This is a genomic window from Croceicoccus mobilis (genome assembly GCF_001661965.1).
Lineage (GTDB): Bacteria > Pseudomonadota > Alphaproteobacteria > Sphingomonadales > Sphingomonadaceae > Croceicoccus > Croceicoccus mobilis.
Map to the genome: position 1 here is coordinate 97739 of NZ_LYWZ01000017.1, position 13096 is coordinate 110834.

12 protein-coding genes are annotated in these 13096 nt (G+C 63.2%); 1 reads left to right on the forward strand and 11 read right to left on the reverse strand.

What is annotated here, in order from left to right:
* Positions 1-11 precede the first annotated feature (11 nt).
* The 11 genes from A9D13_RS04720 to A9D13_RS04770 all read right to left on the reverse strand — a co-directional run bounded on the left by A9D13_RS04720 (position 12) and on the right by A9D13_RS04770 (position 11939).
* Positions 12-827, reverse strand: coding sequence for an SDR family NAD(P)-dependent oxidoreductase (locus A9D13_RS04720; protein ID WP_172808103.1), 816 nt, complete (start codon positions 825-827; stop codon positions 12-14).
* Positions 796-2013, reverse strand: coding sequence for an Rv3169 family protein (locus A9D13_RS04725; protein ID WP_082922114.1), 1218 nt, complete (start codon positions 2011-2013; stop codon positions 796-798). The genes A9D13_RS04720 and A9D13_RS04725 overlap by 32 nt, the downstream gene beginning before the upstream one ends.
* A gap of 31 nt (positions 2014-2044) precedes the next feature.
* A complete protein-coding gene (locus A9D13_RS04730) occupies positions 2045-3478 on the reverse strand; it encodes an FAD-dependent oxidoreductase (RefSeq protein WP_066770859.1) in 1434 nt (477 codons plus the stop codon).
* Between the two features lie 81 nt (positions 3479-3559).
* Positions 3560-4543, reverse strand: a complete 984-nt coding sequence (locus A9D13_RS04735; protein WP_066770861.1) for an alpha-ketoacid dehydrogenase subunit beta — start codon at positions 4541-4543, stop codon at positions 3560-3562.
* Between the two features lie 7 nt (positions 4544-4550).
* Positions 4551-5534 (reverse strand): thiamine pyrophosphate-dependent dehydrogenase E1 component subunit alpha, encoded by a 984-nt coding sequence (locus A9D13_RS04740; RefSeq protein WP_066770865.1) that lies wholly within the window; start codon positions 5532-5534, stop codon positions 4551-4553.
* 23 nt (positions 5535-5557) lie between these two features.
* Positions 5558-6709: an acyl-CoA dehydrogenase family protein gene (locus A9D13_RS04745; RefSeq protein ID WP_066770867.1), complete on the reverse strand. Its 1152-nt coding sequence runs from the start codon at positions 6707-6709 to the stop codon at positions 5558-5560.
* The gene (locus tag A9D13_RS04750; protein WP_066770870.1) at positions 6706-7608 is read right to left on the reverse strand and encodes an HpcH/HpaI aldolase/citrate lyase family protein; all 903 of its coding nucleotides are present in this window, start codon (positions 7606-7608) and stop codon (positions 6706-6708) included. Before A9D13_RS04750 ends, A9D13_RS04745 begins: the two co-directional genes overlap by 4 nt.
* Positions 7605-8069, reverse strand: a complete 465-nt coding sequence (locus tag A9D13_RS04755) for a MaoC family dehydratase (protein WP_066770872.1) — start codon at positions 8067-8069, stop codon at positions 7605-7607. The genes A9D13_RS04750 and A9D13_RS04755 overlap by 4 nt, the downstream gene beginning before the upstream one ends.
* Positions 8069-9265: an acetyl-CoA acetyltransferase gene (locus A9D13_RS04760; protein ID WP_066770874.1), complete on the reverse strand. Its 1197-nt coding sequence runs from the start codon at positions 9263-9265 to the stop codon at positions 8069-8071. The genes A9D13_RS04755 and A9D13_RS04760 overlap by 1 nt, the downstream gene beginning before the upstream one ends.
* Before the next feature lie 3 nt (positions 9266-9268).
* Positions 9269-10717 (reverse strand): 3-oxoacyl-[acyl-carrier-protein] synthase III C-terminal domain-containing protein, encoded by a 1449-nt coding sequence (locus A9D13_RS04765; protein ID WP_066770881.1) that lies wholly within the window; start codon positions 10715-10717, stop codon positions 9269-9271.
* 19 nt (positions 10718-10736) lie between these two features.
* Positions 10737-11939: an acyl-CoA dehydrogenase family protein gene (locus A9D13_RS04770; RefSeq protein ID WP_229665556.1), complete on the reverse strand. Its 1203-nt coding sequence runs from the start codon at positions 11937-11939 to the stop codon at positions 10737-10739.
* A 353-nt stretch (positions 11940-12292) separates the two neighbouring features.
* On the opposite strand from A9D13_RS04770, the gene A9D13_RS04775 reads away from it, so the two are divergent.
* On the forward strand, positions 12293-13090 hold the full coding sequence (locus A9D13_RS04775) for an SDR family oxidoreductase (protein WP_066770886.1): 798 nt from the start codon (positions 12293-12295) through the stop codon (positions 13088-13090).
* Positions 13091-13096 lie beyond the last annotated feature (6 nt).

The window sequence follows — 13096 nt, forward strand, 5'->3', positions numbered from 1 at the left end:
GGTTCCTCTCCTTAGAACAGGCCGCGCGTCCAGCCGCCGTCGACGGCGATGGTCTGGCCGGTGATATAGCTGGCGCGGTCGGAACACAGGAACGCGGCAAGGCCCGACACTTCATCTGGCGTGCCGTTGCGCCCCATCTGGATTACCGGCGGCTCCTCGCGCGGGGTGCGCATGCCGCCGCCCGACTGCGCCTCGGTGTTGAGGCCGGTGTCGATGCTGCCCGGCGCGATCGTGTTGACGGTGATGCCAAAGGGCGCCAGCTCGTTCGAAAGGCTGCGCGCCAGCGCCACCGCCGCGGTGCGATAGGTGTTGGACAGCACGATATTGAAAAACCGGTGCGGCTCTTTCGCGCAAACCGAACCGAGATTGACGATCCGGCCAAATCCCTGGTCCTTCATCGGCCCCATCACCTCGCGCACCAGCATGGCGAAGGACAGCACGACCTGGTCGTTGCTTTGGCGAAAGTCCTCGTCCGCCGCCTCGTCAAAGCCATAGCGCAGGATGGAACGCACATTGCCGATCACGATGTCGGGATCGCCGAAAGCCTCGCGAGTGCGCGCCACCGCCTCCTGCACCCCGGCCTCGCTTGCCATGTCGGCGCTGATCGCGATGGCGGTGCCGCCAGCCACCTCGATCGCGGCGACGGTTTCGGCCAGCGGCCCTTCCCGCCGAGCGACGATGGCGACCCGCGCGCCCTCGCCCGCCAGTTCCATCGCGATGGCGCGGCCCATGCCCGCGCTCCCGCCGGAGACCAGTGCGACGCGGTTCTCCAGCCCCAGCTTCATGCCCTGCGCCTCATTGGAAGCCGTAGGGGTCGTAGCGTCCATTGATGAACAGCTCGACCTGCGAAGATCCGCGCGACACCGTGCCATCGGGGGCATAGGTGGTGACACGCGCCAGATATTCGGGGCCGTGGACCATGCTGCCGACGCTGGTGCCGGTGTTGAACCCTTCGGACGCGCCCGCGCCGCTGACGGAATGGGGCGTATATTGGAATGGCTGCACCGAATAATCGGCCGCCTCCCATTCCAGCGCAAGCTCCTCCGACCCGTGATAGGTGAAGAAAGTGCCGCCATCGTACCAGCTGCCCGGAAACGCGCCCATCGGCTGCACCACCCACGGCGGCGTCTCGATATCGAAGACCTGCTTCCACTCGCGCCCATCTTTATCGGCCAGGAAGAAGGTGGCGCGTTTCAGGATGCGGGTGCCTTCGGTGAACTCCATCTCGTGCCGGCCAGAGACGAGCTCGACCTCCTCCTCGTCCCAGCCCTTGAAGATGCGGCCGCCAAAGGGGGTGCCGAACACGTCGTTCATCTTGCCCTGCACGCCCTCTGCCGTTTCGTGGACGTGGTAGAAGCCGCTGTATTCGCCCGTGCGAAAGCAGTTCCAGAACCGCATCGCGCGCTTGGGTCCTTCATCGTCCTCCATCGGCGGCAACAGGGTGGGGAGCGGGGAGAGCGGCGGGCGCGAGGCGTAAAGACCCCAGCTGTGATCGCGCGAACCCGACCAGCCTTCGGGTTCCACCTCCCAGCTCCGCTCGCTCGACTTGATCCAGCCGGTGCATTTGCCGGGCTGCGAATAGCGGCTCTGGTCGGTGGTGCGCCGCCCGCGATGGGTGGCGATGTGGTGGTCTTCCAGAAAGGCGGGCGAGGTTCCTTCCCACATGATGTCGAACGAAACGCCGCTGTCGTTTTCAGCCAGTTCGATGCGGATGCGCTTCAATGGCTCGACGATGGTGACGCGGAACGGTCCCACCTCCAGCGCGACATTGCGGCGCCAGCAGCGGTTGAAGCGAATCGTGGTCTGATGCCCCGCGACGTTGAGCAGCACGCAGCCGCCGATCATGTCGGTATTGGGATTGATGCGCAGATAGGTGCCAAGGAATACCTTTTCATCCGCATTGAACACGCCGAACCAGTACCCCTCGTCCCATGCATAATCGGTCGAGGGGATATAGGTCACCGGATAGGGCGTCTGGTGGACGGGAAATTCGTCATATTGGCTAAGCTTCACCGCATTCTCTCCCAATGGTTCCTTGGCGCGGTCAGGCCGGGGTCAGCCCCGGCAGCGGATCGTTGGCGAGCACTTCCTTGGCGGTTTCCTCGCCGGCGATACGGCCAAAGGTCAGCGCATTGCCGACCCCCATGCCGCCGCCCGAATAGCGCTTGCCCTGGATGCAGCCGACCGTTTCGCCCGCGGCGAACAGGCCGGGAATGATCTTGCCATTGCAGTCACGCACGCGAGTGGTGGCGTCGATATCGACCCCGGCGCTGGTCTGGCCAATGACCGATGCGCGTACCTCGACCGCGAAAAACGGTGCCTTGTCGATGGGGAAATGCTTAGGTGCGTTCTTCTCCCATTCGGTATCGACGCCGCTTCGCGCATCCTCGTTATAGCGCGCCGCGGTCGAACGCAGGGCCAGCCGGTTGACGCCGATCATGTCGGCCAGATCGTCAAGCGTGTCGGCCTGCTTGATCCGCCCCGTCTTCACATGCTTGCGGATCAGATCCTCGTCCCAGGTCTGCGACACCTCGCCAGTGTGATAGGGGTCGGAAAAACGCTTGTCCTGACTCCCCTCGACCATCGTCTTTTCATCGAAGATGCCCCATGCATGGGCACGCGGCTGCTCGTTGATCAAGTAGCCCGACACCGCATAGGGCGCGTTTTCGGGCATGAAGCGATGGCCGTCATCGTTCACCAGCATCATCCACGGCGGCAGGAACGCTTCCACCGATTTGGGCACCAGCGCGGCCGACGGCAGGACAAGGCCCGTATCGATGCCGGTAATCTCGGCCCCGACCTGTTCGCCCAGCTTGATCCCATCGCCCAGGATAAAGGGCGCATCGTCGTGGACGGCGTAGACGATATCGCCGTGCTGCGCGACAGAGGGGAAATATTTCGCCCGCATGGTGGGGCTGTTGCCCAGGCCGCCGGTGGTCAGCACCACCGCCTTGGCCTTCAGGTCCACGCCGTCGGCATGGACGCCGCAGACGCGGCCATCCTCGACCAGCAAGCGTTCGACGCGGGTCTTCAACGCGGTTTCGATTCCGCGGGCACCCACTTCGTTCTTGAGGATTTCGCCAATCGTATAGCCCGAACCCTTGGTGCAATGGCCGCGCGGCACGGTATCGACGCCCGACTTCACCACCCATTCGTATTCGGCGCCAAGGCTGACCATCCATTCCACCGCCTCGGCGCTGCGATTGGCGAAGGTGCGGATGATATCGGGTCGGGTCTGCCACGCGTTCAGCGTCATAATGTAATCGTACATCGCCTGCGGGCTGTCCTCGATCCCTTGCGCCTTTTGCACCGAAGTGCCGGCGGCATAGATCACCCCGCCCGACAGCCATGTCGCACCGCCCAGCTTTTCATCAGCTTCCAGAATCATGACGCTGGCGCCCGCGTCATGCGCGACAATCGCCGCCGTCATGCCCGCACCGCCGCCGCCCACGACGATCACGTCGTAATCGTAGTCCATGTCATTCTCCCGGATTGCCGGCGTTTCTAGTGCCGGTCATAATTCTAGCGCGGCGGGGCGGCTGACCGCCCCGCACGACAATCAGGCCACCAGTTCCAGTGCCGCCTTGCCGATGGAATCGGCACTGGGGGCAAAGGCGGATTCCAGCGGCTTGCAATAGGGCACTGCGCAAAACGCGCCGCCCACCCGCTTCACCGGCGCTTTCAGCTGGCCGAACAGTTCCTCGTTGATGACCGACGCGATTTCGGCGCCAATGCCGAATTCCTTCACCGCCTCGTGCACGATCAGAGCGCGGCCGGTCTTTTTAACCGACGCCAGCACCGTTTCCCGGTCCCACGGAGAGATCGTGCGCAAGTCGATGACCTCCGCCTCGGTCCCGTCCTTGGCCATCTGATCGGCCACCGCCATGGCATGGTTCACCATCAGCGAATGGGTGATGATCGTAAGATCGCTGCCCTCGCGCGCGATGCGGGCTTTGCCCAGCGGGATTTTTTCCGCGGTGAAATCGGCGGGCATGAAATAGAGCTGGATGTTCTCGATGAACAGCACCGGATCATCGTCCTCGATCGCGGCGCGCAGCAGGCCATAGGCATCGGTCGGGTTCGACGGGGCGACGACCTTCATGCCGGGCGTATGGGCAAACCATGCCTCAAGGTAATCGGAATGCTGCCCGCCGGTCGAAAAGCCCGATCCCGTCATGGTGCGCACCACCATCGGCACCGCGGTCTGCCCGCCCGACATGAAGCGCAATTTCGCGGCATGGTTGGTCAGCATGTCCATCGCCACGGCGACGAAATTCATCAGCATGATCTCGGCCACCGGGCGGTATCCGCCGATCGCCGCGCCAATCGCAGAGCCGATGATCGCCTGTTCCGAAATCGGGGTGGACACGACGCGCTCGGCGCCGAACTTGGTCGACAGGCCCTTCGTAACGCCCATCACGCCGCCCTCTTCGGGATCGGCCACTTCCTCGCCCAGCGCTAGGACCTTGGGATCGGCTTCCATCGCATCGTGCAGCGCGCGATTGATGGCTTCGAGCATGGTGATTTTCGTTGTCTCGGTCATGGCAGCCTCACGCGATTTCCTGCGCGAACACGTCGCGCTTCAGTTCGATGGCATCGGGATAGTCGGCGTCATAGGCGGCCGCGACGGCGGCCTCGATGACCTCCTTGATGCCGCTTTCCATGCCGGCCAGCTCGTCCTCGCTGGCGATCCCCTCGTCGATCAGGCGCTGGCGCAGCGCGGGGACGGGGTCCTCCTGCTTGGCCTCGGCCAGTTCGCCGTGCTTCATGTAATCGCACATGTCGCCAATCAGATGGCCGTTGAAGCGGAAGGTCATCGCCTCGATCATGGTCGGCCCCTCACCCGCGCGAGCGCGGTCGATGGCGACCTTGGCGGCGCCGTACATTTCGTCCGGATCATTGCCGTTCACCGTCACGCCGACCATGCCATAGGCATCGGCGCGCTTTGAATAGCGGTCGATCTTGGTCGATTTCTGCATCGAGGTATGTTCGGCGTAGAGATTGTTCTGGCACAGGAAGATGACCGGCAGGTCGAACAGCGCCGCCATGTTCATGCTTTCGTGGAACGCGCCTATATTCGATGCGCCATCGCCGAACGTGGCGACCGCCACCTGCCCCTTGCCGTCAAGCTTCGCCGCCCAGCCCAGCCCCACGGCGATCGGCATGGACGACCCGACAATGCCGGTGGTGACCATACAGCCCGATTCCGGATGGGTCAGGTGCATCGGCCCGCCCTTGCCTTTGCACGATCCGGTGACGCGCCCGGCGAGTTCTGCCCACATGGTGTCGAGCGGAAACCCCTTGGCCACCATGTCATGCGTACCGCGATAGATCGTGCACAGGTAATCGTCGTCATTCAGGCTCATCGCCAGCGCCGAGGGGATGATTTCCTGCCCGCGCCCGCTGTAATAGGGGGTGACGAGCCGACCCGACTTCATCTCCTTGATGATCCGTTCGTCGTTAAGCTTGATGGTCGCCGCCTTGCGGTAGATCTCCAGCAAGGTCGCCTTGTCGGGCGTTGGGTAGTTAGACATCTCTCACCTCTCGCTTCGAATTTTTATCGGCGGTTCCTGAACAGGTCGCGCCCGATGATCTGCTTCATCACTTCGGTCGCGCCGCCCGCGATCCGCGTGATGCGCGCATCGATAAAGGCACGCGCAATCGGATATTCCAGCATGTAGCCATAGCCGCCAAAGAACTGCAGGCATTCGTTGACGACCTTGTTGTGCAGGTCGGTGACGCACAGCTTGACCTTGGCGGCATCGATGGGGCTCAGCTCGCCCTTCAGATGCTGCGCGATGCACCAGTCGGTAAACACGCGCATCGCAGTCGTTTCTGCCGAAAGCTGCGCCAGCGTGAACTGGGTGTTCTGGAAATCCGCGATCGTCCCCCCGAACGCCTTGCGTTCCGAAGTGTATTCCACCGTCCAGTCGATCGCCGCCTCGGCCACGCAGATGCTGCGGATCGCCTGCGTCAGACGTTCCTGCGAGAGCTTGGTCATCAGCATCGAGAAACCGGCGTTCTCGTCACCCAGCCGATTGGAAACGGGTACGCGCATGTCGGAAAAGAACAGTTCCGACGTGTCCTGCGCCTTCAGCCCGATCTTGTCGAGATTGCGCCCGCGCTCGAAACCCTCGCGCGCGGATTCACACAATATGATGGAAACGCCGCGCGGCCCCGCCTCGGGGTCGGTCTTGCAGGCGAGCAGGATGAAATCGCAGTTCTGCCCGTTGGAGATATAGGTTTTCTGCCCGTTGATGACATAGTCATCGCCATCGCGAACCGCTCGGGTGCGCAGTTCCTTCAAATCGCTGCCCGCGCCCGGCTCGGTCATGGCGACCGCGCCAATCGCGGTGCCCGCGACCATTCTGGGCAACCATTCGCGCTTAAGCTCTTCCGATCCCCAGGCAAGTATATAGGGCGCGACCATTTCGGAATGGACCATGAAGCCCGGCCCGCTCATGCCCTTCTTGGCCAGCTCCTCGATGACGACGACATTATACAGCCAGTCTGCGCCAAAACCGCCATATTCCTCGGGAATGTCGGGGCACAAGATGCCCGCCTCGCCCGCCTTGGCCCAGATCTCGCGGGGGACGCGCTTGTCCTCCTCCCACTGGGCGTGGTTTGGCACGAGTTCGGTGTCGACGAAATTGCGCACCGACTCCCGGAAAATCTCGTGCTCGCTCGAAAACAGCGTGCGCTCCATCATGCAGCTCCCCCATAAAGCTTGGCCTGCGCCAGCACCTTTTGCGCCTGTTTCAGATGCGGGATGTCGACCATCTTGCCGTCCAGCCCGACAGTGCCCGCGCCCGGCGCGGCGGCAAAGGCCGCGACGATGCGCTTGGCATGTTCGACCTCTTCGGCACTGGGCATATAGCTTTCGTTGATCCCGGCGACCTGCGCCGGATGGATCGCAATGCGCCCGGTAAAGCCTTCGCCGCGCGATGTGCGGCTCGCGGCGCGCAGGCCTTCGTCGTCGCGGAAATCGACATAAAGCGTATCGATTGCCTCCACCCCCGCGGCATGGGCGGCCAGCAGGCACTGCGCGCGCACCATGCGATAGGTAAAGGCCCAGCTCCCCGTCTCGTCGAGATTGCTGCTGGCCCCGATGGCGGCGGACAGGTCCTCTGCTCCCCATGTCAGTCCCATCAGGCGCGGCAGGTCCGCCCTGGCATATTCGCCCAGCGTGAATGGCGCGATGGCAGTTTCGGTGGCGACCGGCAGGATCCTGATCGACCCGGCCTCAACCCCGCCCATCTGCTCGAACGCATCGAGGTAGTGCGAGGCTTGCACCACATCGGCAGGGCCATTGCACTTGGGCAGCATGATGCCGTCGGGCCCGTGCGGAATGACCGCGGCCATGTCCTCCAGCGTCATGCCGGTGTCGAGCGGATTGACCCGCACATAGAACTGCGCGTTCCGGCTGCCGCGCGGGCGGGCGGCCAGGAATTCGGACAAGAGCTTTCGCGCCATCGGCTTGTTGTCGGGGCTGACCGCGTCCTCAAGGTCAAAGATCAGCGCATCGGCATCGGACGCATCCGCCTTGCCCAGCTTCTTTTCGCTGTCGCCGGGGATGAACAGAAAGGACCGGATCGGGGCTTCGCTCACGGCGCCTGCTCCACCGGCTTCTTCAACTGCAGGCCCGAACGCTTGCAGGTGGCGACCAGCTCGTCGTGCTGGTTAAAGGCGCGGTGCTGGAAGGTGACGATGCCCTGCGTCGGGCGCGATTTCGATTCCCTGAGTTCCAGCACTTCGGTCTCGACCCGGATGGTATCGCCGTGAAACAGCGGTTTGGGAAAGCGCACCTCGTCCCAGCCCAGATTGGCGACTGCCGTGCCCAGTGTCGTTTCATTGACCGAGATACCGACCATCAGCGCCAGCGTGAACCCGCTGTTCACCAGCCGCTGTCCGAAATCGGTGCCCTTCATATACTCCTCGTCCAGATGGAGGAGCGCGGGGTTGTGCGTCATGCAGGTGAACATGACATTGTCGGTTTCGGTCAGGGTGCGGCGGATCGCGTGGTGGAACACCTGCCCCACCTCAAGCTCGTCAAACCATACGCCAGCCATCAGAGAAGTCCCAGGATCGAAACGGCCGCAATGCCCTGATAGGGCACGCCACCAAGGTTGTGCGTGACGCCCAGCGAGGGATTGGCCAGCTGCCGCTGCCCCGCCTTGCCCTGCAGCTGGGTGTAGATTTCATAGGCCATGCGCAGGCCCGACGCGCCGATGGGATGGCCGAAGCATTTAAGCCCACCGTCGATCTGGCACGGGATCTTGCCGTCGCGGTCGAACTTGCCGTCGAGCACGTCCTTCACCGCCTGCCCGTCTTCGGACAGGCCAAGGTCCTCCATCGTGACGAGTTCGGTAATCGAGAAGCAGTCATGCACCTCGGTCAGGCTCACCTGTTCCTGCGGCTTGGTGATGCCCGCTTCCTCATAGGCCTTGCGGATCGCGGTGCGGGTATTGGGAACGGTCGCGCCGTCCCAGTCCGACAATTGCGTTTCGCGGCCTGAGCTGGTCGAGATCTGCAGCGACTTGATCGTGACGATATCCTTCTTGCCCAGCGATTTCGCGATTTCGGGCGTGGTCACGATGACGCAGGCCGACCCGTCGGAAACGCCCGAACAATCGAACAGGCCCAGCGGCTCGGCGATCATCGGCGCGTTCAGGATCTTGTCCATCGGCACGGGCTTCTGGAAATGGGCCTTGGGGCTGTATTGCCCGTTCTGGTGGCTCTTCCAGCTCACATGCCCGATCGCGCGCTTCAGATCCTCCTTCGAAACCTGATAGCGGGTGCGATAGCCATCGGCGAGCTGGGCGAAACCGGCGGGCGCCGATCCCATCGGCATCCACAGATCGTTGAAGGTGCCCTTGAACGGCGGCGGCAGCCCGCCAAAGCCTGTATCCTTCAGCTTTTCGGCCCCGATGGCGAGCGCGATATCCACCGCACCCGACGCCACCGCATAGGCCGCGCCGCGCAACGCCTCGGTCCCGGTGCCGCACATGTTCTCGACGCGGGTGACGGGAATGCCGTCAAGCCTGAGCGCGACTGCGGCGGGGATCGACGAATTGCCGACATTGATGCTGTCGCCCCAGCAGCCGAACCATGCCGCCTGAATGTCCTTCCGCTCGATCCCGGCGTCGGCCAGCGCTTCCTCGAAAGCCTCTGCCATCAGTTCGGGAGAGCCTGCGTCCCAGCGTTCGCCGAACTTGGAGCAGCCCGCCCCCAGAATCGCGACCTTGTCCTTGATACCCGATGCCATTGATCAAGCCTTTCCGCCGGCCAGCGCGGGCACGGCTTTCCAGAAATAGCGGTTGTACCCGCGCTGGTTGTCCCGCTCCTTGATGCGGAAGACCATGTCGAGCGGGGTGCCGATATCGATCCCGTCGGGGCCGACATCGACGATCTCCATCTGCAGCCGCGCGCCATTGTCGAACTGGATGAAGCCGACATAGAGCGGGGGCGAGGGATAATAGGACAGCCAGTCGGCAGTCTGCGTCATGACCTTGGCAGGCGCATCGCGCAAAGATACATCGCCGAACTTCTCGGCCGGTGCATGGCAGCGCGCGCAATATTGCAGCTGGGGAAACTGGATCGTGCCGCATTCGCCGCACTCACCCGCCATGAAGGCATCCATCTGCGTGCGCGAACGATATTGCTCGGTCAGCGCGGTCTTGGCCGTTTTTTCCGAACGCATGCCCCATTCGACATCGATCCCGCCCGCAAACGACAGCATGCGCAGGTAATCCTGCGTGGCATAGCCTGCCTCCAGCGAACCGGTGACGCCGCGTTTCGGGCGCGCCTTTTCGATGGCATCGGTGACTTCGAAGATCAGCACGTCGGCGCCCTGACCGAAGCCGACGACGAGTATCTTTTCGCCCGGCTTCGCGGTCTCGAGCGCAAGGGCCAGCATCAGCGGGGCCTGCGCCGCCCCGCAATAGCCGCACCGGCCATCGAGGTCAGAGACGACATTGCCTTCGAACTTCAGCTTTTTCGCGATCGGCGCGGCGCCCCCGCGCAGCATCGAGGCCATAGCAAAATGGTCGATGTCGCCGATGGCCAGCCCAGCTTCGGACAGCGCCTCGTTCACCGCGGCGGGGATCAGCTTGGCGTAGCCCTCGTCGCGGATCCAGCGCTCTTCCCAGCTATAGTCGAAATCGGCGTCGGCATCGCGGAAATGGTCGACGAAATTGGAGATCGAGGTGCCCGATCCGATCAGCTTCGCGGCCACGTTCTCGGTCCCGGTGACGAATGCCGCCGCGCCTGCGCCATAGAGCATTTCCTGCTGGCTGGCGGGCTTGCCCTTGGGTTCGTCCGAGGCGACGAACAAGGTCGGCTCCCCGCTCTTCAGCGCGGCCAGCAGTCCCGACGTGCCCGCGCGCTGCGTATAGCCACTGTCAAACGATCGCATGCTGGGCGACAGCCCCAGCGGGCGCGCCATGATCGCGGTAGGTTGCAGATCGGCATAGGGCGAACGCGTGCTGGCAAAACTGATCGCGGTGATTGATGCGCCATCATCCTCGCCCAGCGCATCGCGCGCCGCCTCGACGCCCATGGTGACGGTATCCTCGTCCCAGTTGCAGAACGAACGTTCGCCCTTGCCCATGCCGCGCAGGCCCGGCGCCATCCAGCGGTGCGCGCCCGCGATGGCGGCCCGTTCCAGCCGGAGGCGGGGAATATAGGCCCCGAAAGATGTGATCCCGAATTCGGTCATGAAAATCCGCCCGTTCTGGTCAATATGATTTCGGAAGGTCGAGCACGCGCTCGGCGATATGGCTGAGGATCAGCTGCTCGGTGATCGGCGCGATGCGCAGCAGGATGGATTCGCGGAACAGCCGTTCCACCTGGTATTCGGTCGAATAGCCCATGCCGCCATGCGTCATGACGGCGCGGGTGCAGGCATCGAAAGCCGCGCGACCGCCGAGGAACTTGCCCGCATTCGCCTCCGCCCCGCAAGGCAGCCCGGCATCGTAGAGATAGGCCGCCCGCATGATCATCCAGTAGGCGGATTCGAGATAGGTCCAATTCTCCGCCAGCGGATGCTGGATGCCCTGGTTCTCGCCGATGAACTTGCCGAATACCTTGCGCTCGCGCGCATATTGCGAGGCGCGGGCCAGCGCGCCGCGGCCAAGGCCCACCGCCTCGATCCCGACAAGAATGCGTTCGGGGTTCAGGGAGTGGAGGATATATTTGAAGCCCTGCCCCTCCTCGCCGATGCGGTCTTCCTCGGGCACGAAATAATCGTCGATGAAGGTCGCGTTCGAATCCACCGCATTGCGGCCCATCTTGGGGATGCGCCGCACCTCGACCTGCGTCTTGTCGAGATCGGTGTAGAACAAGGTCATGCCGTCGGTGGGCTTCTTGCACTCTTCCTTTGGCGTCGTGCGGGTCAGCAGCAGGATCTTGTTCGCCACCTGTCCGGAAGAGGTCCAGATCTTGCGACCTGTCACCGAATAGCCGCCGTCGACCTTTTTCGCGAAGGTCTTGATGGAGGTGGTGTCGAGACCCGCGTCGGGCTCGGTCACGCCGAAGCACGCCTTGTCACGCCCCTCGATCAGCGGCAGCAGCATGCGCTTCTTCTGTTCGTCCGTGCCATGCACGACGACCGAGTGCGGACCGAACAGGTTGAGGTGCAGCGCGCTCGCCGCCGAATAGCCGCCCGCGCTGGCCGACACCTCGTGCATCATGATCGCCGCTTCGGTCACGCCCAGGTTCGCGCCGCCCAGCTCTTCGGGCATGGTGATGCCCAGCCAGCCATTATCGGCCATGGCGCGATGGAATTCCTCGGGGAAGCGCTTGTCGGTGTCGCATGCGCTCCAGTAGTCGTCGCCGAAATCCTCACACGTCCGGCGTACGTTCTCGGCGATTGCCTTCTGGTCGTCAGACAGCTCGATCAGCACCGCGCAATTCTCCTGCAATCGGTGCGACGCAGCCACGTCCGAACTCCCGCCAAGCGCGAGACCATCGAAGCCGCGGTAAAGCCGCACCCGAAACCCGTCCTCTCCGCCAAGCAGTCGCCGCTTTTCGTCAGCGCCGATCCTCCGGGGCGGAATATCGTATATATGCGTACTATCTATCTCATCGCCTGTTCGAGTCAAGCGTTTGCATGTGTACTTTTTGCGCAGCTGGCCATGCGCGCACCCCATCCCCGAGCGCCGAGCCGGAAAAGATAGTGTGTTGCCATACGGCCTGCGATGGAGATAGGTTAGCTAGCGAACCACCCCCGGGAACCTTCATCCGCGCCCAGCGCGCGCCAAGGTGTTCAACGGGAAAAACAGGAGAGATAAGCATGGGCCAGCTCGACGGAAAGGTCGCGCTCGTCACCGGCGCGGCCGGTCGCGACAATCTGGGACAGAAGATCGCCGAAAGGCTGGCCGAGGAAGGCGCAAAGGTCGTCGTCGCCGGCCGTCACGAAGACGAGCTGAAGCGCCTCGCCGATACGATCGGGGGCAGCTATTGCCTGATGGACCTGACCAGCAAGGAAGAGGTCGAGGCTGCCGTCGATTTTGCGGTCGAGACCTATGGCAAGCTCGACATCGGCGTGAACGCGGTGGGTTGGGGCCTGATGAAGCCCACGACCGAAACGACCGAGGCCGATCTCGACAAGATCCTTGCCATCCAGTTTAAGGGGCCGTTCTTCTTCATGCAGGCGCTGCTGCGCGTGATGGGCGAAGGTGGTTCGATCATCCAGATATCGTCCGCGACGGCAACGATCATGCTGGAAAACCATGCCGCATACATGGGCACGAAGGCGGGGATCGACCATATCGTCCGCACCGTCGCCAATGAATATGGCGCGCGCGGCATTCGCGCCAACTCGATCTCTCCCGGCCTGACCAGGACGCCGATGGCGGGGCCGACTTTCGAAATGAAGCCGGTCATGGACGCGTTTGAGAAGGAATATCCGCTGGGCCGCGTGGGGACGCGCGAGGATATTGCCGAGGCCGTCATCTGGCTGGCGGGCGACAAGTGTTTCATGACCGGCCAGAACCTGCAGGTGAACGGCGGGCTGACGCTGCGCCGCAATCCGATCCTGTCCGAACTGGGCGCGATCATGGATGAAGTCACCGCGCATCTGCAAAGCTGAGGAGAC

Coding starts and splice junctions, on each gene's coding strand:
- A9D13_RS04720 (WP_172808103.1), bottom strand. CDS start 827: ATGGACGCTACGACCCCTACGGCTTCCAATGAGGCGCAGGGCATGAAG.
- A9D13_RS04730 (WP_066770859.1), bottom strand. CDS start 3,478: ATGGACTACGATTACGACGTGATCGTCGTGGGCGGCGGCGGTGCGGGC.
- A9D13_RS04735 (WP_066770861.1), bottom strand. CDS start 4,543: ATGACCGAGACAACGAAAATCACCATGCTCGAAGCCATCAATCGCGCG.
- A9D13_RS04740 (WP_066770865.1), bottom strand. CDS start 5,534: ATGTCTAACTACCCAACGCCCGACAAGGCGACCTTGCTGGAGATCTAC.
- A9D13_RS04745 (WP_066770867.1), bottom strand. CDS start 6,709: ATGATGGAGCGCACGCTGTTTTCGAGCGAGCACGAGATTTTCCGGGAG.
- A9D13_RS04755 (WP_066770872.1), bottom strand. CDS start 8,069: ATGGCTGGCGTATGGTTTGACGAGCTTGAGGTGGGGCAGGTGTTCCAC.
- A9D13_RS04760 (WP_066770874.1), bottom strand. CDS start 9,265: ATGGCATCGGGTATCAAGGACAAGGTCGCGATTCTGGGGGCGGGCTGC.
- A9D13_RS04765 (WP_066770881.1), bottom strand. CDS start 10,717: ATGACCGAATTCGGGATCACATCTTTCGGGGCCTATATTCCCCGCCTC.
- A9D13_RS04775 (WP_066770886.1), top strand. CDS start 12,293: ATGGGCCAGCTCGACGGAAAGGTCGCGCTCGTCACCGGCGCGGCCGGT.